Origin of the sequence: Paenibacillus sp. DP01 (assembly GCF_044784315.1) — a bacterium.
In the GTDB taxonomy this organism is placed as follows: domain Bacteria; phylum Bacillota; class Bacilli; order Paenibacillales; family Paenibacillaceae; genus Paenibacillus; species Paenibacillus polymyxa.
Map to the genome: position 1 here is coordinate 5038162 of NZ_CP173059.1, position 17993 is coordinate 5056154.

The 17993-nt window shown below is 45.8% G+C and carries 17 protein-coding genes and 1 other annotated feature; all 17 genes read right to left on the reverse strand.

The features are described 5' to 3' along the window. Positions 1-16: 16 nt before the first annotated feature. A complete protein-coding gene (fusA, locus tag ACH59B_RS22310; protein WP_016818650.1) occupies positions 17-2095 on the reverse strand; it encodes an elongation factor G in 2079 nt (692 codons plus the stop codon). 47 nt (positions 2096-2142) lie between these two features. Beyond that, a complete protein-coding gene (gene rpsG, locus ACH59B_RS22315; RefSeq protein ID WP_007432586.1) occupies positions 2143-2613 on the reverse strand; it encodes a 30S ribosomal protein S7 in 471 nt (156 codons plus the stop codon). A 50-nt stretch (positions 2614-2663) separates the two neighbouring features. Further along, entirely contained in the window at positions 2664-3086 is a 423-nt protein-coding gene (rpsL, locus tag ACH59B_RS22320; RefSeq protein WP_007432587.1) for a 30S ribosomal protein S12, read from the reverse strand. A gap of 144 nt (positions 3087-3230) precedes the next feature. Continuing rightward, positions 3231-3482 (reverse strand): ribosomal L7Ae/L30e/S12e/Gadd45 family protein, encoded by a 252-nt coding sequence (locus ACH59B_RS22325; protein ID WP_016818649.1) that lies wholly within the window; start codon positions 3480-3482, stop codon positions 3231-3233. 221 nt (positions 3483-3703) lie between these two features. Next, a complete protein-coding gene (gene rpoC / locus ACH59B_RS22330; RefSeq protein ID WP_016818648.1) occupies positions 3704-7318 on the reverse strand; it encodes a DNA-directed RNA polymerase subunit beta' in 3615 nt (1204 codons plus the stop codon). Between the two features lie 140 nt (positions 7319-7458). Next, positions 7459-11004, reverse strand: a complete 3546-nt coding sequence (rpoB, locus tag ACH59B_RS22335) for a DNA-directed RNA polymerase subunit beta (protein WP_016818647.1) — start codon at positions 11002-11004, stop codon at positions 7459-7461. Positions 11005-11347: 343 nt separating this feature from the next. Continuing rightward, positions 11348-11962 (reverse strand): class I SAM-dependent methyltransferase, encoded by a 615-nt coding sequence (locus ACH59B_RS22340; RefSeq protein ID WP_123797689.1) that lies wholly within the window; start codon positions 11960-11962, stop codon positions 11348-11350. Positions 11963-12118: 156 nt separating this feature from the next. Beyond that, complete coding sequence (gene rplL, locus ACH59B_RS22345; RefSeq protein ID WP_013373275.1) at positions 12119-12484, reverse strand: 50S ribosomal protein L7/L12; 366 nt, start codon at positions 12482-12484, stop codon at positions 12119-12121. A 68-nt stretch (positions 12485-12552) separates the two neighbouring features. Next, positions 12553-13056: a 50S ribosomal protein L10 gene (rplJ, locus tag ACH59B_RS22350; protein WP_016818645.1), complete on the reverse strand. Its 504-nt coding sequence runs from the start codon at positions 13054-13056 to the stop codon at positions 12553-12555. A gap of 73 nt (positions 13057-13129) precedes the next feature. Next, positions 13130-13281: a sequence feature (ribosomal protein L10 leader region), on the reverse strand. A gap of 68 nt (positions 13282-13349) precedes the next feature. Then, positions 13350-14042 (reverse strand): 50S ribosomal protein L1, encoded by a 693-nt coding sequence (gene rplA / locus ACH59B_RS22355; RefSeq protein ID WP_016818644.1) that lies wholly within the window; start codon positions 14040-14042, stop codon positions 13350-13352. A gap of 87 nt (positions 14043-14129) precedes the next feature. After that, positions 14130-14555 carry a 50S ribosomal protein L11 gene (gene rplK / locus ACH59B_RS22360; protein WP_007432595.1) on the reverse strand — a complete coding sequence of 142 codons (426 nt, stop codon included), beginning with the start codon at positions 14553-14555 and terminating at the stop codon, positions 14130-14132. A 73-nt stretch (positions 14556-14628) separates the two neighbouring features. Further along, positions 14629-15162, reverse strand: a complete 534-nt coding sequence (gene nusG / locus ACH59B_RS22365) for a transcription termination/antitermination protein NusG (protein WP_007432596.1) — start codon at positions 15160-15162, stop codon at positions 14629-14631. Positions 15163-15184: 22 nt separating this feature from the next. Next, complete coding sequence (gene secE / locus ACH59B_RS22370) at positions 15185-15376, reverse strand: preprotein translocase subunit SecE (protein WP_013312170.1); 192 nt, start codon at positions 15374-15376, stop codon at positions 15185-15187. Positions 15377-15396: 20 nt separating this feature from the next. Continuing rightward, positions 15397-15546, reverse strand: a complete 150-nt coding sequence (gene rpmG / locus ACH59B_RS22375; RefSeq protein ID WP_013373278.1) for a 50S ribosomal protein L33 — start codon at positions 15544-15546, stop codon at positions 15397-15399. Between the two features lie 332 nt (positions 15547-15878). Continuing rightward, complete coding sequence (sigH, locus tag ACH59B_RS22380; RefSeq protein ID WP_016324748.1) at positions 15879-16523, reverse strand: RNA polymerase sporulation sigma factor SigH; 645 nt, start codon at positions 16521-16523, stop codon at positions 15879-15881. Between the two features lie 162 nt (positions 16524-16685). Next, positions 16686-17207, reverse strand: coding sequence for an NYN domain-containing protein (locus ACH59B_RS22385; protein WP_016818643.1), 522 nt, complete (start codon positions 17205-17207; stop codon positions 16686-16688). A gap of 4 nt (positions 17208-17211) precedes the next feature. Continuing rightward, positions 17212-17958 (reverse strand): 23S rRNA (guanosine(2251)-2'-O)-methyltransferase RlmB, encoded by a 747-nt coding sequence (gene rlmB, locus ACH59B_RS22390; protein ID WP_013373281.1) that lies wholly within the window; start codon positions 17956-17958, stop codon positions 17212-17214. Positions 17959-17993: the final 35 nt, after the last annotated feature.

Genomic DNA, 17993 nt, shown 5'->3' on the forward strand with positions numbered 1-17993 from the left:
CAGCTAATACACTGTATTACTCGCCGCCTTTGGTTTTGGCAACGATCTCTTCAGCAATGCTCTTCGGAACTTCTTCATAGTGATGAAGCTCCATGGAGAACACACCGCGTCCTTGTGTACCGGAACGAAGTGTAGTGGAATATCCAAACATTTCGGACAATGGAACCATTGCACGAATAATTTGGGCACCGCCACGGGAATCCATACCTTCAATCCGACCACGACGGGAGTTCAGCATACCCATTACGTCTCCCATGTATTCCTCTGGAACCGTTACTTCAACTTTCATAATCGGCTCAAGCAATACAGGTTTACATTTGTCTTTCGCTGCTTTCAGCGCCATTGAACCGGCAATTTTAAATGCCATTTCGTTGGAATCGACATCATGGTATGATCCATCCACAATTGTAGCTTTAACGTCCACAAGCGGGAAGCCTGCAAGGACACCGTTCTTCATTTGCTCTTCAATACCAGCAAGTGCAGGTCCGATGTATTCTCTTGGAACAGAGCCACCGACAACCTTGCTTTCAAACTGGCTACCAGTACCTGCTTCAAGTGGTTCGAACTCAACCCATACGTGACCATATTGACCACGACCACCGGATTGACGAACAAACTTACCTTCAACACGTGCTGGAGCACGGAATGTTTCACGGTATGCTACCTGTGGTTTACCAACATTGGTTTCCACTTTGAACTCACGACGCATACGGTCAATGATAATGTCCAAGTGAAGCTCACCCATACCTGCCAAGATAGTTTGGCCAGTTTCTTCGTTAGTTGAAGCGCGAAGAGTTGGATCTTCTTCGGTCAACTTACCGAGTGCAACTGCCATTTTGTCTTGGTCAGCTTTGGTTTTAGGCTCAACCGCGATTTCGATAACCGGATCAGGGAAGTTCATGGATTCGAGAATAACAGGATTCTTCTCATCACACAGTGTATCACCTGTACCTGTATCTTTCAAACCTACGGCTGCCGCAATGTCACCGGAGTATACTTCAGTGATTTCTTGACGGCTGTTCGCGTGCATTTGAAGGATACGTCCGATACGTTCGCGTTTGCCTTTTGTTGCATTCAATACGTAAGAACCGGATTGAAGAACACCGGAATATACGCGGAAGAATGTCAGTTTACCAACGTAAGGGTCCGTCATGATTTTGAAGGCCAATGCGGAGAAAGGCTCTTCATCAGAAGAATGACGTTCAACTTCCGTTCCATCTTCCAGATGACCTTGAATACTTGGTACATCAATAGGAGCTGGCAGGTAATCAACAACTGCATCTAGCATCAGCTGAACACCTTTGTTACGGTAAGAAGATCCACAGATAACTGGGAAGATCTTAACTTCTACAACACCTTTACGGAGAGCGGCTTTAATTTCTTCAACCGTGATCTCTTCGCCTTCAAGGTATTTCATAGTCAAATCTTCATCCAGTTCAGCAACCTTCTCGATCAATTCGTTGCGGAGTTCCTCAACTTTGTCTTTGTAGTCCGCAGGAATTTCGGCTTCTTCGATATTTTGACCAAGGTCATCTTTGTACATATGAGCCTTTTGTTCAACAATATCGATGATACCTAAAAAGTCATTTTCTGCACCGATTGGAAGTTGAATAGCAACTGCGTTCGCTTGAAGGCGATCACGCATATCAGCTACAACGTTCAAGAAGTCGGCACCGATAATATCCATTTTGTTTACATATGCGATCCGTGGAACGCCATAGCGATCAGCCTGTCTCCATACGGTTTCAGACTGAGGCTCAACGCCTTCTTTCGCACTGAAAACACCAACTGCTCCGTCCAATACACGAAGGGAACGTTCAACTTCAACAGTGAAGTCAACGTGCCCCGGGGTGTCGATGATATTGACGCGGTGACCTTTCCAGGCAGCGGTCGTCGCAGCGGAAGTAATCGTGATTCCGCGCTCTTGTTCTTGTTCCATCCAGTCCATTGTCGCAGCACCTTCGTGAACTTCACCGATTTTGTGCGTACGGCCTGTGTAGAACAAGATCCGCTCTGTTGTTGTGGTTTTACCCGCGTCAATATGAGCCATGATCCCGATATTACGTGTATTTTTCAAGGAGAACTCTCTTGCCATGAAATGGGTCTCCCTTCAAAATTGAAGTTATTTTTTTAAGCTGAATCCTACCAACGATAGTGAGCAAACGCTTTGTTCGCTTCAGCCATTTTGTGCGTGTCTTCACGTTTCTTCACGGAAGCGCCTGTGTTGTTGGAAGCATCGATAATCTCAGCCGCCAAACGCTCTTCCATAGTTTTCTCGCCGCGGTTGCGGGAGTAGTTTACGAGCCAACGTAATCCCAGGGACGTACGTCTTTCTGGTTTTACCTCGATTGGTACTTGGTAGTTGGCACCGCCAACACGGCGTGCTTTAACTTCCAGGACTGGCATGATATTCTTGATAGCTGCTTCAAATACTTCCATCGGGTCATTACCCGTACGTTCTTGGATAAGCTTGAACGCATTATACAGAATGCTTTGAGCAACGCCTCGTTTTCCGTCGAGCATGATGCGGTTGATCAAGCGAGTAACCAACTTGCTGTTGTATACCGGATCTGGCAACACGTCTCTTTTGGTAACTGGACCTTTGCGTGGCATGGATATCCCCCTTTCTTACATGTTAAACCTGCATACGCGGTTTATATTCATTAGGATTTTTTAGCTTTAGGGCGTTTTGCGCCGTATTTGGAACGAGCTTGCATGCGGTTGTTTACGCCTGCAGTATCCAAAGCACCGCGAACGATGTGGTAACGCACACCCGGAAGGTCTTTTACACGACCGCCACGAATCAGCACTACGCTGTGTTCTTGAAGGTTATGTCCAATACCTGGAATGTAAGCAGTCACCTCTACACGGTTCGTCAAGCGAACACGAGCATATTTACGAAGTGCGGAGTTTGGTTTTTTCGGAGTCATAGTACCTACACGAGTGCAAACTCCGCGTTTTTGCGGGGCACTGATGTCGGTAGCTTCACGTTTCAAGGCATTAAAACCTTTTTGCAAAGCCGGTGATTTCGATTTCTCGATTTTGGCTTGACGTCCTTTACGAACCAGTTGGTTAATAGTTGGCATGTTGGTTGCCACCCCCTTCCTCAATTTTTGCTGTTACTTTACAAACCTTATCTAAGCCCACAGACCCAGGCGGTTCATAAAAGAACAAATGAAAAGTCTTTGCCGCCAAGAATAACGATTCCCTAGACAAAAACGTTCCTTACCCTATTGTTTTACGATAGCAGCCATCGCGGCTCCCACTTCAATCCCGCATGCAGCTCCGAGATTTTTCATTGTATCTACGAGAGTCACTTTGACCCCGTGCTTGTTGCACAAATCAATGATGTTGGAAGTGAAACGCTGATCTGCATCTTCTGCCACATATACTTCCGAGGCGAAGCCCATTTCTACCATACGAATGGTTTGTTTGGTACCGATTTTGACATGAGCATCTTGCAGTCCCTGTTCTTTAGACATATCTCATTCCTCCGAAAAGACCCAATAGCATATAGGCTGCTCACGCACCTTTGCTATATTAGCATTGACTATGAACAATGTCAAGACAATTATCAACTATAATCTATTTAAACACAGTAATACGTTACATTTTTATAAGAAGCACCGGAGCACCGTTGCTACAGCCTTTACCAAAGCTTATATCTACGGTGTTCCGGGCTTATCATATTATTTTTATATTACTACTCAGCTGAAATGGGTTCGAGTTCCTCAGATGAGGATTGCCCCTCTTCAGGCTGGGCAAATTTCACGCTACGGTAACGATTCATACCTGTTCCCGCAGGGATCAATTTACCGATAATTACATTCTCTTTCAATCCAAGCAACTGATCGACTTTTCCTTTGATAGCTGCATCTGTCAGGACACGAGTAGTTTCCTGGAAGGATGCTGCTGACAAGAAGGAGTCCGTTTCCAGAGAGGCCTTGGTAATACCAAGGAGAACCGGTTTGGCTACCGCTGGTTCTTGGCCGCTGAGAATCGCTATCTTGTTTGCATTTTCATACTCATGCACATCCACAAATGAACCTGGAAGTAGTGTTGTGTCACCCGCATCAATGATACGAATTTTACGCAACATTTGACGAATCATAACTTCTACGTGCTTGTCGTTGATTTCTACACCTTGGTTCCGGTATACACGTTGAACTTCCTGAAGGATATAGTTCTGCACCCCGCGAATACCTTTAATACGCAGCATTTCTTTAGGGTCAATCGAACCATCCGTCAGTTCGTCCCCGGCTTCAACAGTCATGCCTTCGCTTACGCGCAAACGTGAACCATAAGTGACCGAATAGGTTTTTGTTTCAGCTTCACCCTGAATGTCGATTTCGCGACGGTCTTTCCCTTCACGAACTTCTTTAACTACACCGTCAATTTCACTGATGGTTGCCTGACCTTTAGGATTACGTGCTTCAAAAAGCTCCTGGATACGAGGCAAACCTTGTGTGATATCGTCGCCCGCTACACCACCTGTGTGGAACGTACGCATGGTGAGCTGTGTCCCTGGTTCACCGATGGATTGAGCCGCGATAATACCAACCGCTTCACCAATCTCAACGTGTTTGCCAGTAGCCAGATTACGGCCGTAACATTTTTTGCAGACGCCATGTTTGGCACGGCAGCTTAGCACGGAACGAATTTGAACTTTATCCACACCAGCTTTGACGATCGCCTCAGCTTTGTTGGAGTCAATCAATTCGTTGCGTCTAGCCAAGATCTCACCCGTCTCAGGATGACGTACGGTTTCGAAACAATAACGACCTTCTAGACGATCGTACAGGTCCTCAATGACTTCTTTACCGTCTTGGATGCGGCTTACTGTAAAGCCTTTATCCGTTCCGCAGTCATCTTCGCGCACGATAACATCTTGTGCCACATCAACGAGACGACGAGTCAGGTAACCGGAGTCAGCCGTACGTAACGCTGTATCCGCCAAACCTTTACGCGCTCCGTGAGTGGAGATGAAGTACTCGAGTACTGTCAGACCTTCACGGAAATTCGATTTAATTGGGAGCTCGATAATACGACCCGATGGATTCGCCATCAGTCCACGCATACCGCCAAGCTGGGTAATCTGCGATTTGTTACCACGCGCTTTGGAGTCAACCATCATCATGATAGAGTTGTAGCGATCCATGGATTTCATCAAAATGTCTGTAATATCGTCTTTGGCCTTGGACCAAATATCAATAATCCGATCATAGCGTTCCTCGTTCGTAATCAGACCACGACGGTACTGATTGGTCACGACTTGCGCTTTATCATCAGACGCTTTAAGAATATCCTGTTTCTCTTGAGGTACAACTACGTCTGCCACAGCAACCGTCACACCTGCACGAGTAGAATACGTAAAGCCAAGCTGTTTGATTTTATCCAAAATCACAGCAGTTTCTGTCGTATGGTAAATCTCAAAGCAACGGGCGATGATATTACCAAGGTAATCCTTGCCCACTCCACTAGCTTGCGGAGCGTTCTGGATGGCTTCAGTGAGGTTTACACCCTTATCGTAAACAAAGAACTCTTCAGCAGTACCATAGAGCAGGTTGGCACGAGTAGCGTCATTGATGTACGGGAAACTTGCCGGGAAAATCTCATTAAAGATAATTTTACCCACGGTTGTAATCAACATTGCATCCTGTTGCTTCTCTGTAAAGCTAGTTTTATTCAAAGCCTTAACCGGAATAGCTACACGAGCATGAAGACCCGCTGTTCCACGTTGATAAGCCGAGATAGCCTCATTCGGGTTGCGAAGGATCATGTTGCTTCCCTCTTCTTCCTTGTTGTCCATAGTCAAATAGAATGAACCAAGGACCATATCCTGGGAAGGGGTAACAACAGGCTTGCCGTCTTTTGGATTCAAAATGTTGCCGGATGCCAGCATGAGCAAACGAGCTTCCGCTTGAGCTTCTGCAGACAACGGAACGTGAACCGCCATTTGGTCACCGTCAAAGTCGGCATTATACGCCGTACATACGAGTGGATGCAAACGAATCGCACGACCTTCAACCAAGATCGGTTCAAACGCTTGAATACCCAATCTATGCAGCGTAGGGGCACGGTTTAGAAGAACCGGATGTTCTTTGATTACTTCTTCGAGCACATCCCATACTTCAGCACTCACACGCTCTACTTTACGCTTCGCACTCTTAATGTTGTGTGCCAAACCTTTGTTAACAAGTTCTTTCATAACAAAAGGCTTGAACAGCTCCAGCGCCATCTCTTTTGGCAGACCGCATTGGTACATCTTCAAGTACGGACCTACTACGATAACGGAACGACCGGAGTAGTCAACACGTTTACCGAGCAAGTTTTGACGGAAACGTCCTTGTTTACCTTTCAGCATGTGGCTGAGGGATTTCAAAGGACGATTACCCGGACCTGTAACAGGGCGACCACGACGACCATTATCAATCAGAGCGTCAACAGCTTCCTGCAGCATCCGTTTTTCATTTTGCACGATAATATCTGGCGCACCCAGATCTAACAAGCGTTTCAGACGGTTATTACGGTTAATAACACGACGATACAGATCATTAAGGTCAGAAGTAGCAAAACGTCCACCATCCAGCTGTACCATTGGACGAAGCTCAGGAGGAATAACAGGCAGTACATCCATGATCATCCAATCCGGTTGGTTGCCAGAGTTACGGAATGCCTCAATAACTTCAAGGCGCTTGATCGCACGGTTTCGACGTTGCCCTTGAGCTGTACGCAGCTCTTCTTTCAAAAATTCCAATTCTTTGTCTATATCTAAATCTTGAAGAAGCTTTTTAACCGCTTCAGCACCCATTCCTGCCTGGAATCCGTAGCCATATTTCTCACGATAGCTGCGGTATTCTTTCTCGGACAGGAGTTGCTTTTTCTCCAAAGGCGTATCTCCTGGATCGGTTACAACATAAGATGCGAAGTAAATGATCTCTTCCAAAGATCTTGGAGACATATCAAGAGCAAGACCCATACGACTCGGAATGCCTTTGAAGTACCAAATGTGCGATACAGGAGCTGCCAACTCAATGTGGCCCATACGCTCACGGCGAACCTTAGCGCGAGTAACTTCTACTCCACAACGGTCACAGACAACACCTTTATAGCGTACACGTTTGTACTTACCACAGTGACATTCCCAATCTTTCGTAGGTCCGAAAATTTTCTCGCAAAATAGTCCTTCTTTTTCCGGTTTAAGCGTACGATAGTTAATCGTCTCCGGTTTTTTGACTTCTCCGCGGGACCAAGAACGAATCTTTTCGGGGGAAGCAAGCCCGATTTTCATATATTCGAAATTGTTAACGTCCAACAAGGAGCAACCCTCCTTAACCAAATCCTGAGTTTTTAGGTTTGATACCGCCCGGCAGCACCGGGCGGTATCAAGAAGCCTGATCCATCCAAAAATGGATCGAGGCATATAACAAAGCTGATATGAGTCAGTCAGCAGTCAAATTACTCTACGCCAACCTCAGAGCCTTCCAGATTCAAACTCAGCTTATCGCCAGTTGTGTCATCTTCATCATCAAGCTCTCTCATTTCGATCTCTTGTTCGTCTTCAGACAGAATCTTCACGTCCATACCCAAGCTTTGCAGCTCTTTGATCAAGACCTTGAATGATTCAGGAACACCCGGTTCAGGGACATTTTCACCTTTGACGATGGATTCGTAAGTTTTAACACGTCCAACCACATCATCGGATTTCACAGTCAAAATTTCCTGAAGCGTGTATGCTGCACCGTAGGCTTCCAGTGCCCATACTTCCATCTCCCCGAAGCGCTGACCACCGAATTGGGCTTTACCACCCAACGGCTGTTGCGTAACGAGAGAGTAAGGACCTGTAGAACGGGCATGGATCTTATCGTCGACCATGTGCGCCAGTTTGATCATGTGCATGACACCGACAGTAACTTCACGTTCAAAACGATCACCTGTACGTCCATCATACAACACCGTCTTACCATTGCGTTGCATACCCGCTTCTTCCATCGTATCAAATACGTCATACTCCTTGGCACCATCGAATACTGGAGTTGCCACATGAATACCAAGACGCATTGCAGCCATACCCAGATGCACTTCGAGCACCTGTCCGATGTTCATCCGTGAAGGTACGCCCAGCGGGTTCAGTACGACTTGCACTGGGGTGCCATCCGGCAAGAATGGCATATCTTCTTCAGGCAGAATACGGGCAACGACACCCTTGTTACCGTGACGTCCGGCCATTTTATCGCCTTCGGAAATTTTACGTTTTTGAGCAATGTATACGCGTACCAGCTGGTTTACACCCGGTGGCAGCTCATCGCCATTTTCACGTGTAAATACTTTAACATCTACAACGATCCCGTCAGTTCCGTGAGGAACTCTCAAGGAAGTATCGCGAACCTCGCGCGCCTTCTCACCGAAGATTGCATGCAAGAGACGTTCTTCAGCTGTCAGCTCAGTCACACCCTTAGGTGTTACTTTACCAACTAGAATGTCACCTGCGGCAATTTCCGCACCGATGCGAATGATGCCGCGCTCATCTAGATTACGAAGCGCTTCTTCACCAACATTCGGAATATCACGAGTGATTTCTTCTGGTCCAAGCTTCGTATCACGAGCCTCGGATTCGTATTCCTCGATATGGATCGAGGTATATACATCCTCTTTAACCAGCTTCTCGCTCAGCAAGATCGCATCCTCGTAGTTGTAACCTTCCCAAGTCATGAACGCTACGACAACGTTACGTCCCAATGCCAACTCGCCCATTTCTGTGGATGGACCATCCGCTAGAATATCGCCAACCTTGACAATATCGCCTCTGTTTACGATTGGACGCTGGTTGATGCATGTTCCTTGGTTAGAACGCATAAATTTGTGTAATTTATACTTAACAATATCGCCTTTTACTTCAGTACCATCTACATTTTCTATACGACGCAACCAAATTTCGTTAGCCGAAGAACGTTCAATTACCCCGTTGTACTTGGACACAACGCAAACACCAGAATCTTTTGCAGACTTATGTTCCATCCCTGTTCCTACCAAAGGCGCTTTCGGAATCAGTAGTGGAACAGCCTGCCGCTGCATGTTGGAACCCATCAATGCGCGGTTCGAGTCATCATTCTCCAGGAACGGAATCAGTGCAGTAGCGACCGATACGACCTGTTTAGGCGATACGTCCATGTAATCAACACGGCTACTTGCCATCGGAATAATGTTATCAGACTGCTTGTTATAGCGGACAATAACGATTTCATCCTTAAAGGTGTTTTCTTCCGTCAATTCCGCATTTGCCTGAGCAACGATGTAGTTATCTTCTTCATCAGCAGTCAGGTAATCAATCTGATCTGTAACTTTTCCGGTTTTCGGATCTACCCAGCGATAAGGAGCTTCAATAAATCCGTACTCGTTGATACGTGCGAAAGTGGACAAAGAGTTGATCAAACCAATGTTTGGTCCCTCTGGTGTCTCGATAGGACACATACGGCCGTAGTGACTCGGATGGACGTCACGTACTTCCATGCCCGCGCGTTCGCGCGTCAAACCGCCGGGTCCGAGTGCAGACAGACGACGTTTGTGCGTTAATTCAGCAAGCGGGTTTGTCTGATCCATGAACTGAGACAGCTGGGAGCTACCAAAGAACTCTTTAATCGACGCAATGACCGGACGTATGTTAATCAGCGCCTGTGGCGTAATTACATTAGCATCCTGAATTGACATTCTTTCGCGTACCACGCGTTCCATACGGGACAGACCAATACGGAACTGATTTTGCAGCAACTCACCTACAGAACGCAAACGACGGTTACCCAAATGGTCAATGTCGTCTGTACTTCCGATTCCGTGAAGCAAGTTAATAAAATAACTGATGGAGGAAATAATATCGGCAGGCGTAATGTTCTTAACCGATTTATCGATATTTCCATTGGCAATCAGTTTTACTACTTTACCGTCTTCAATTGGCGAGAATACATCGATCGTTTGAAGCGGAATATCGTTGCTTTCCAATACGCCACTAGCAACATGATACGTACGATGTCCAACCGACTCTTCTAGTTGTGCCAAAATCTCGTCCAACAGGCGACGGTCTACCATTTGTCCTGCTTCAGCGATGATTTCACCAGTTGTCGTATCAATCAGTGTCTCAGCAAGACGTTGATTGAACAGACGGTTTTTGATGTGAAGCTTTTTATTGATTTTGTAACGGCCTACGTTGGCCAGATCATACCGTTTTGGATCAAAGAAGCGTGCAACAAGCAAGCTCTTTGCGTTATCCAATGTTGGTGGCTCACCCGGACGAAGACGCTCATAAATTTCAATCAGCGCTTTCTCCGTGGAATCCGTGTTGTCTTTATCAAGTGTGTTGCGGATATATTCGTCATTGCCGAGCAAATCCAGAATCTCAGCATCAGTGCCAAAGCCAAGCGCACGCAGCAACACCGTAACCGGAATTTTACGGGTACGGTCAATCCGGACATAGATAATATCCTTCGCATCCATCTCCAGTTCGAGCCAAGCCCCCCGGTTAGGAATTACCGTTGCGGTGTATGTTGTTTTCGCATTCTTGTCGACTTTTGTGCTGAAATAGACGCTGGGAGAGCGAACCAACTGGCTGACAATAACCCGTTCCGCACCGTTAATAATAAACGTACCCGTTTCAGTCATCAGCGGGAAGTCTCCCATGAATACTTCCTGCTCTTTCACTTCCCCGGTTTCTTTATTAATAAGCCGGACTTTTACCCGAAGCGGTGCTGCATACGTAACGTCGCGTTCCTTTGCGTCGTCAACGGTATATTTGGGTTCTCCGAGAGAGTAATCGATAAACTCCAGAATCAGATTTCCTGTGAAATCTTGAATTGGAGAAATATCCCGAAACATTTCCCGTAATCCTTCCTCCAAAAACCAATCATAGGATTTTTGTTGGATCTCAATCAGGTTGGGAACCTCGAGTACCTCATTAATACGTGCATAACTGCGCCGAGTGCGTCGACCATATTGAACAAGATGTCCTGCCAACTTAAACTCACCCCTCATGTCTACTCACTTTAAAAATACATTGCGAACCTCTGTTTGTGACCTTATAATAAGACACATACAGATGATTCGATCTTACAAATACAGAAAAGCCCTTACTCGAATGCATTCGAAAAAAGAGCGACGTATCTGCAGAATCCTCATACCGGAAGATCTTCATCACTTGTAGATTTGCCCAAAATGGTTATATTATACGTAATAGATATAAATACTATACCCTGTTACGCATAAATCTATTGACATTTCAACAAACTAAAGCCATGGAGGGCATCCTAATACTGACATTTTACAATGATATCACAGACCAGGATTCAAGTCAATGGTCTTATTGCATTTTTCTAAAACTTTTTTCAGCCTTTAAAATCCGATAACCTTTATCCTTCGTAACTTCTTCCACACGACCGAAAAGGCTCTCTATTTTAGCGCTCGCCGAAGGAGCACCCTGCTTTTTCTGTATGACGACCCACAAAGCTCCACCCTCATTTAAATGCTCATACGCAAGCTCAAATATGGTATGCACCGTTTCTTTCCCTGCACGTATAGGAGGATTCGTCAAGATCACGTCAAAACGTTCATGTTGCACTTCTGCAAACAAATCACTTTGCTTAATGGTGACATTTTTAATTCCATTACGCTCCGCATTCTCTATCGCTAGTTGAACGGCTCGCTCGTTAATATCAACCATTGTAACGTGTCCGTCCGGGACAAGCGTAGCCGCCGTCAAGCCAATCGGCCCGTAACCACATCCTACATCCAATACCGAGGCATTTGCAGGAAGTTGCATAGCTTCAATCAACACACGACTCCCATAATCAATTCCCTGCTTTGAAAAAACACCTGAATCGCTGGCAAATCGATAGGAACGTCCACGCAGCACCGTCTCTAGACTTCGCCGTTCATGTGCCGTCTCTGGCCGTCTGGAGTAATAATGATCAGCCATTCACGCCCACCTCTTTCGGTTGTACGGTTATACTAACATCATAGCCTTTAGAATAATATTTCAGACCTGTTTGTACTACCGCTTTACAGCAACAAACCCCTTGAAGATCACCTCAAGGGGTTTGTTTTAATTCATTGTCTGCTAAAGAGCAGTCAATTATTTTACTTCTACAGAAGCGCCTGCTTCTTCCAATTTTGCTTTAACGGATTCAGCTTCTTCTTTTGCAACTTTTTCTTTCAATGGTTTTGGAGCGTTGTCAACCAGTTCTTTTGCTTCTTTCAGGCCAAGACCTGTAATTTCGCGAACTGCTTTGATAACGTTGATTTTGGAAGCGCCAGCGCTTGTCAAGATTACGTCGAACTCGGATTGCTCAGCTTCTGCTGCGCCACCTGCTGCGCCACCTGCTACAGCTACTGGAGCTGCTGCAGTTACGCCGAATTCTTCTTCGATTGCTTTCACGAGATCGTTCAGTTCCAATACGGACATACCTTTAATTGCTTCCAAGATTTGCTCTTTACTCATGGTTGAACCTCCATTTAAATTCGTATTTTTTTGTTCTTAACTGCTATACAGCAGGTTTAAATCCCAACTTATGCACTTTGCTCTTCTTTATCTGCGACAGCTTTAACCGCAAGCGCGAAGTTGCGCATAGGAGCTTGAAGCACGCTGAGGAGCATGGAAAGGAGACCTTCGCGGGATGGCAGTTCTGCCAGCGCTTTGATTTCCTCAACACCGATCACACGACCTTCTACAACTGCACCTTTCAGTTCCAATGCATTGTTTTTCTTAGCGAAATCGTTCAAGATTTTAGCTGCAGACACTGCATCATCTTTGCCGAACGCGATTGCAGTAGGACCTGTCAATACTGCGTCCAGTTCAGTCAATTCTGCTGCCGCAGTTGCACGGCGGAGCAGTGTGTTTTTCAGCACTTGAAATTCGATTCCGGCTTCGCGAAGCTGCTTACGCAGCTCAGTTACTTGGGCAACATTCAGACCGCGATAATCTGCAACTACAGTTGTTACGCTCTCGCGCAATTTTGCAGCTACAACTTCAACAGCTTCTTGTTTTGCTTGAATCACCTTTGCATTTGCCAAACTGTACACCTCCTGATCAATTTATCTACTTTGTTAGAAACACCCATTCTGGCGTTCTACCAAAGTCGTTTTCATGAGCATGAAAAAAGCCTCCGTAGAGTACGAAGGCTTGATAAATCCACATGGACGGGACAAGCCCGTCGCATGAAACGTTCTATCATAACACCTCGGTAGGAAATTAAGCCCGAAAGCACCTACTGTCTACGGTAAGCATATTCAACTTTAACGGTCAGTCACAAGGACTCACAACTTTTATAGAATAACAAATTTGATTGAACGTGTCAACCGAAATATTATCTGTAAACAGATGTGTTCACACGTGCACTTGGTCCCATAGTCGAAGAAATAGCGATGTTTTTCAGGTATACACCTTTAGCAGCCGCTGGCTTCGCACGGTTCAAGGCTTCAATCAAGGCTTTAAGGTTCTCGTTCAGTTGCTCAGCACTGAAAGATGCTTTGCCGATTGGTGCGTGAATTTGACCTGCTTTGTCGAGACGGTATTCGATTTTACCGGCTTTAATTTCTTGAACAGCCTTGGCAACGTCGAAAGTAACTGTGCCTGCTTTAGGGTTAGGCATTAAACCTTTACCACCGAGCAAACGACCCAGTTTACCAACCTCACTCATCATATCAGGTGTCGCAACGCAGACGTCGAATTCAAACCAGCCTTGTTGGATTTTGTTGATCATATCTTGATCGCCAACAAAATCAGCGCCAGCCGCTTCCGCTTCTTTCACTTTGTCACCTTTTGCAAATACCAGAACGCGTTGTGTTTTACCCGTACCATGTGGCAGGACAACAACACCACGAACAGCCTGGTCTTGTTTACGGGAATCTACGCCCAGACGAACTGCAGCTTCAACGGTTTCGTCGAATTTAGCAGTTGCAGCCTTTTTCACCAATTCAACGGCTTCCAAAGGCTCATAAGTTGCTTCGCTGTCAATCAGCTTAGCAGCTTCCAGGTACTTCTTACCATGTTTAGCCATTATCTTTTCCTCCTTATGTGGTATTAGCGGATATTCCTCCCACACTTGCCGGACAGTCAAACCGCCGGCACACGTAGATTAATAAAATTAATCTACGATGGTGATACCCATGCTGCGAGCAGTACCTTCAACCATACGCATTGCCGATTCTACGGAAGCTGCGTTAAGGTCAGGCATTTTTTGCTCTGCAATTTGACGAACAGCAGCGCGATTTACAGTTGCAACTTTCGTTTTATTCGGTTCACCGGAACCTTTTTCGATTTTAGCAGCAACTTTCAACAGAACAGCAGCCGGTGGAGTTTTGGTGATGAACGTAAAAGAACGATCCTCAAATACCGAAATTTCAACCGGAATAATCAGGCCTGCTTGATCAGCAGTACGAGCATTGAACTCTTTACAGAATGCCATAATGTTGACACCTGCTTGACCCAAAGCTGGACCTACTGGAGGCGCTGGATTAGCTTTCCCTGCAGGGATCTGCAGTTTTACCATTTTAATTACCTTTTTTGCCATGGATGACACCTCCTTGACTCAATAGTGGTAGACGGACCTATTGATCCTCCCACAAGAAACCTGTAAGAAAAATCTATATTTTCTCCACTTGAGTATAATCCAACTCAAGCGGGGTTTCCCGTCCAAACATGTTGACGTGAACCTTAAGCTTGCTCTTCTCAACCAAAATTTCTTCCACGGAGCCCACAAAATTCGCAAAAGGACCAACTTTAATTCGCACGGATTCCTTAACATCGAATTCAATCTTCGGTTTCGGCTCTACCATGCCCATATGCTTCAGAATCTGTTCAACTTCTTCTGGAAGCAATGGCGTCGGCTTGGAACCCGAGCCTGTCGATCCTACAAATCCCGTAACACCTGGTGTGTTGCGTACAACATACCAAGAATCATCGGTTTGGACCATTTCGACCAAGACATAACCAGGGTAGACTTTACGCATAACGGTTTTTTTCTTACCGTCCTTGGTTACCAGTTCTTCTTCCATAGGAACAAGAACACGGAATATCTTGTCTTCCATGCCCATGGACTCAACGCGTTTTTCCAAATTGGCTTTGACTTTGTTCTCATACCCTGAATAGGTATGAACGACGTACCATCTTTTTTCCATATCAAGCCACCTGGAACCCTTCCTAGATAATCGCTTCGATCACAGCGGAAATGCCGATATCGAGAACCCAAAAATAAATCGTGACGAACGCAATCGTCCCTATGACAATCAGCGTATAGTTGGTCAGTTCTTTACGATTGGGCCAGCGAACTTTCTTGAGTTCAGCCCAGCTTTCAGAGAAAAAGGAAAACAGAGACTTGAAACTGCGTTTCACGCCGACTACACCTCCAAAAACTATCTGGTTTCCCGATGAGAAGTCTGTTCGTTACAGGACTTACAGAATTTCTTCATCTCCATGCGGTCGGGGTGATTACGCTTGTTTTTCGTCGTTGTGTAATTTCTTTGTTTGCAATTTGTACAAGCCAAAGTAATAATTACCCGCATGATGTGCACCTCCCGAAGACATCCAACACCGGAAGTCTCATAATTGATCCTAAAAAAACCGCGAATTTAGGCCTACCTAAAACACTTTATCACACGGGGTTTTCCATGTCAACGAATGTTTGCATACATTTCGCAGTCCCGGTTGTGGTGCATTTTTACATCTGTCCATCCTTTGAAGCTATTCTCTGAAATACTGCTTCAAAATCAAAGCGATATCTATTATTCATCTTTTTTAGTATAAATCATTTACAACACTTATAAACCTGCACAGCATACCCAAAACGAATAAAAAAAGACTCAAACTCGAGCCTTTTCCATGTCAGCCTCTACTTTCAACTATCCCTTACTTCCAGATACTTTTCAAGTTTACGTTTGACCCGTTGCAGCGCGTTATCAATGGATTTCACATGACGATCCAGATCTTCAGCAATCTCTTGATACGAACGACCGTCCAGATACAACATAAGTACCTTGCGTTCTAGCTCGCTCAGAATCTCGGACATTTTGTCCTCAAGACCCACAAACTCTTCCTGATTGATTATCAGCTCTTCAGGATCACTTACTTGTGTTCCGCAAATCACATCGAGCAACGTCCGGTCTGACTCTTCATCATAGATGGGCTTGTCCAGAGATACGTAAGAGTTCAGAGGAATGTGCTTTTGTCGTGTAGCCGTCTTAATTGCCGTAATAATCTGTCGTGTTATGCACAACTCGGCGAAAGCCTTGAACGAAGCAAGCTTGTCTCCCTTAAAATCACGGATGGATTTGTAGAGACCAATCATGCCCTCCTGAATAATATCCTCGCGATCAGCCCCAATCAGGAAGTAGGATCTGGCCTTGGCCCGCACAAAGTTTCGATATTTGTTAATCAGAAACTCCAGCGCTTCCCCATCACCTTCATGGACTGCTCCGACAATGTCTTCATCATTTTTGTAATCAAACTTTGACAACATGATATCCTTGAGGTCCACACTCACTAACAATCCCTCCGGCTGCAACGCAAGGTACCCGTTACTCTCTCAAATATACGACAAGTATACGCGATGTAACCTGATACCGTCAACCACAACAACCTAAAAAAGAAGAGCGCTAACAAAATTGTCAATGGTTTCAAAATGGAGAGTATCCCAATTACTGGATCATTCTCTTCTCCAGCGTTCAAACAACTTTCGAAGCTCCGGACTCAGCTTGCCATCCAGCGAATTGCGGGACAATTTGGCGTTATCCTGCTGGATTCGCTTCTGGACTTCCCTTTCAGATTCCTCAATCTCGATCAGTAATTCTCGTGCCGATACTCTGAGTGCTCCCTGGCCAAAGGCCACATGCTGCTCTACCTGATCACTTGTCGCTACGTAAATGCTTCTCCTCTTGCTGCTCAGTTCACGAACTAATCGCTCGATGCACTCATCGGCTGTCTCTTTTTCTCTCGTAAAATAAATCTGGACTTTGCTCTGGGCAAAGGTTTTACCTAATCCTGGCACCCTGTAAGCATCAAATACGACGATGACTCTTCTGCCCGAATACGCCTGATGATCCGCCAGTCGTTCAAGAAGTCTGTCCCTCGCTTCCTGCATACCAGATTGTACCAGTGCGGAAAGTTCGGGCCAGGCTCCAATCATGTTGTAACCGTCCACAAGCAGAACATCCCGCGTGTCAGCCATATCGTTAGCTCCGTGCCTGTCGTCCGCGCAAAACTTCGTACATGACGACACCTGCAGCTACAGAAGCATTGAGGGAATTGATTTGTCCCGCCATTGGCAGCTTGACGAGTACATCACATTTCTCGCGGATCAAACGGCCCATTCCTTTATTTTCGTTACCAATGACAATCGCTACGGGACCGGTGAATACTCCATTCCCAAAGACGGGATCGGTTGCTGTAACATCCGTGCCAACTACCCATACACCTTCTTCTTTAAGACGGTCAATGGTTTGTCCCAAATTGCTCACACGCGCCACCGGGACGTACTCCACAGCACCTGCCGATGTTTTAGACACCGTTACAGTTACAGCTGCTGAACGCCTTTTCGGCACTATAATACCGTGTGCTCCAGTGCAGTCCGCCGTACGAAGGATAGAGCCCAAGTTATGAGGGTCTTCAATCTCATCCAGCAAAATCAAAAACGGCTCTTCTCCCTTAGCGCGAGCACTAGCAAGCAAGTCCTCCACCTCAGCGTAGGCAAAAGGTGCAGCTTGCGCGACCACTCCCTGATGCTGAATGCCTGGAACCATTTGATCGAGCTTACGCTTGTCTACCTGCAAAACAATGATTCCTGCTTTTTTCGCCTCAGCTGTAATCGGCAGTGTCAAATGCTTTTGTGCATTATCCGCAATCCATATCTTATTTATCGTCCTGCCTGAACGCAACGCCTCTGTTACCGAATGCTTACCGGCAATCCATTCTTCTTCCATCTCTAGTTTCCTCCCGGAAAACGGTCGATATCAAT

Coding starts and splice junctions, on each gene's coding strand:
- nusG (WP_007432596.1), bottom strand. CDS start 15,162: ATGGAAAAAAGATGGTACGTCGTTCATACCTATTCAGGGTATGAGAAC.
- ACH59B_RS22385 (WP_016818643.1), bottom strand. CDS start 17,207: ATGGCTGACACGCGGGATGTTCTGCTTGTGGACGGTTACAACATGATT.
- fusA (WP_016818650.1), bottom strand. CDS start 2,095: ATGGCAAGAGAGTTCTCCTTGAAAAATACACGTAATATCGGGATCATG.
- ACH59B_RS22340 (WP_123797689.1), bottom strand. CDS start 11,962: ATGGCTGATCATTATTACTCCAGACGGCCAGAGACGGCACATGAACGG.
- rplK (WP_007432595.1), bottom strand. CDS start 14,555: ATGGCAAAAAAGGTAATTAAAATGGTAAAACTGCAGATCCCTGCAGGG.
- rplA (WP_016818644.1), bottom strand. CDS start 14,042: ATGGCTAAACATGGTAAGAAGTACCTGGAAGCTGCTAAGCTGATTGAC.
- rlmB (WP_013373281.1), bottom strand. CDS start 17,958: ATGGAAGAAGAATGGATTGCCGGTAAGCATTCGGTAACAGAGGCGTTG.
- ACH59B_RS22325 (WP_016818649.1), bottom strand. CDS start 3,482: ATGTCTAAAGAACAGGGACTGCAAGATGCTCATGTCAAAATCGGTACC.
- rplL (WP_013373275.1), bottom strand. CDS start 12,484: ATGAGTAAAGAGCAAATCTTGGAAGCAATTAAAGGTATGTCCGTATTG.
- rpsG (WP_007432586.1), bottom strand. CDS start 2,613: ATGCCACGCAAAGGTCCAGTTACCAAAAGAGACGTGTTGCCAGATCCG.
- rpmG (WP_013373278.1), bottom strand. CDS start 15,546: ATGCGGGTAATTATTACTTTGGCTTGTACAAATTGCAAACAAAGAAAT.
- rpsL (WP_007432587.1), bottom strand. CDS start 3,086: ATGCCAACTATTAACCAACTGGTTCGTAAAGGACGTCAAGCCAAAATC.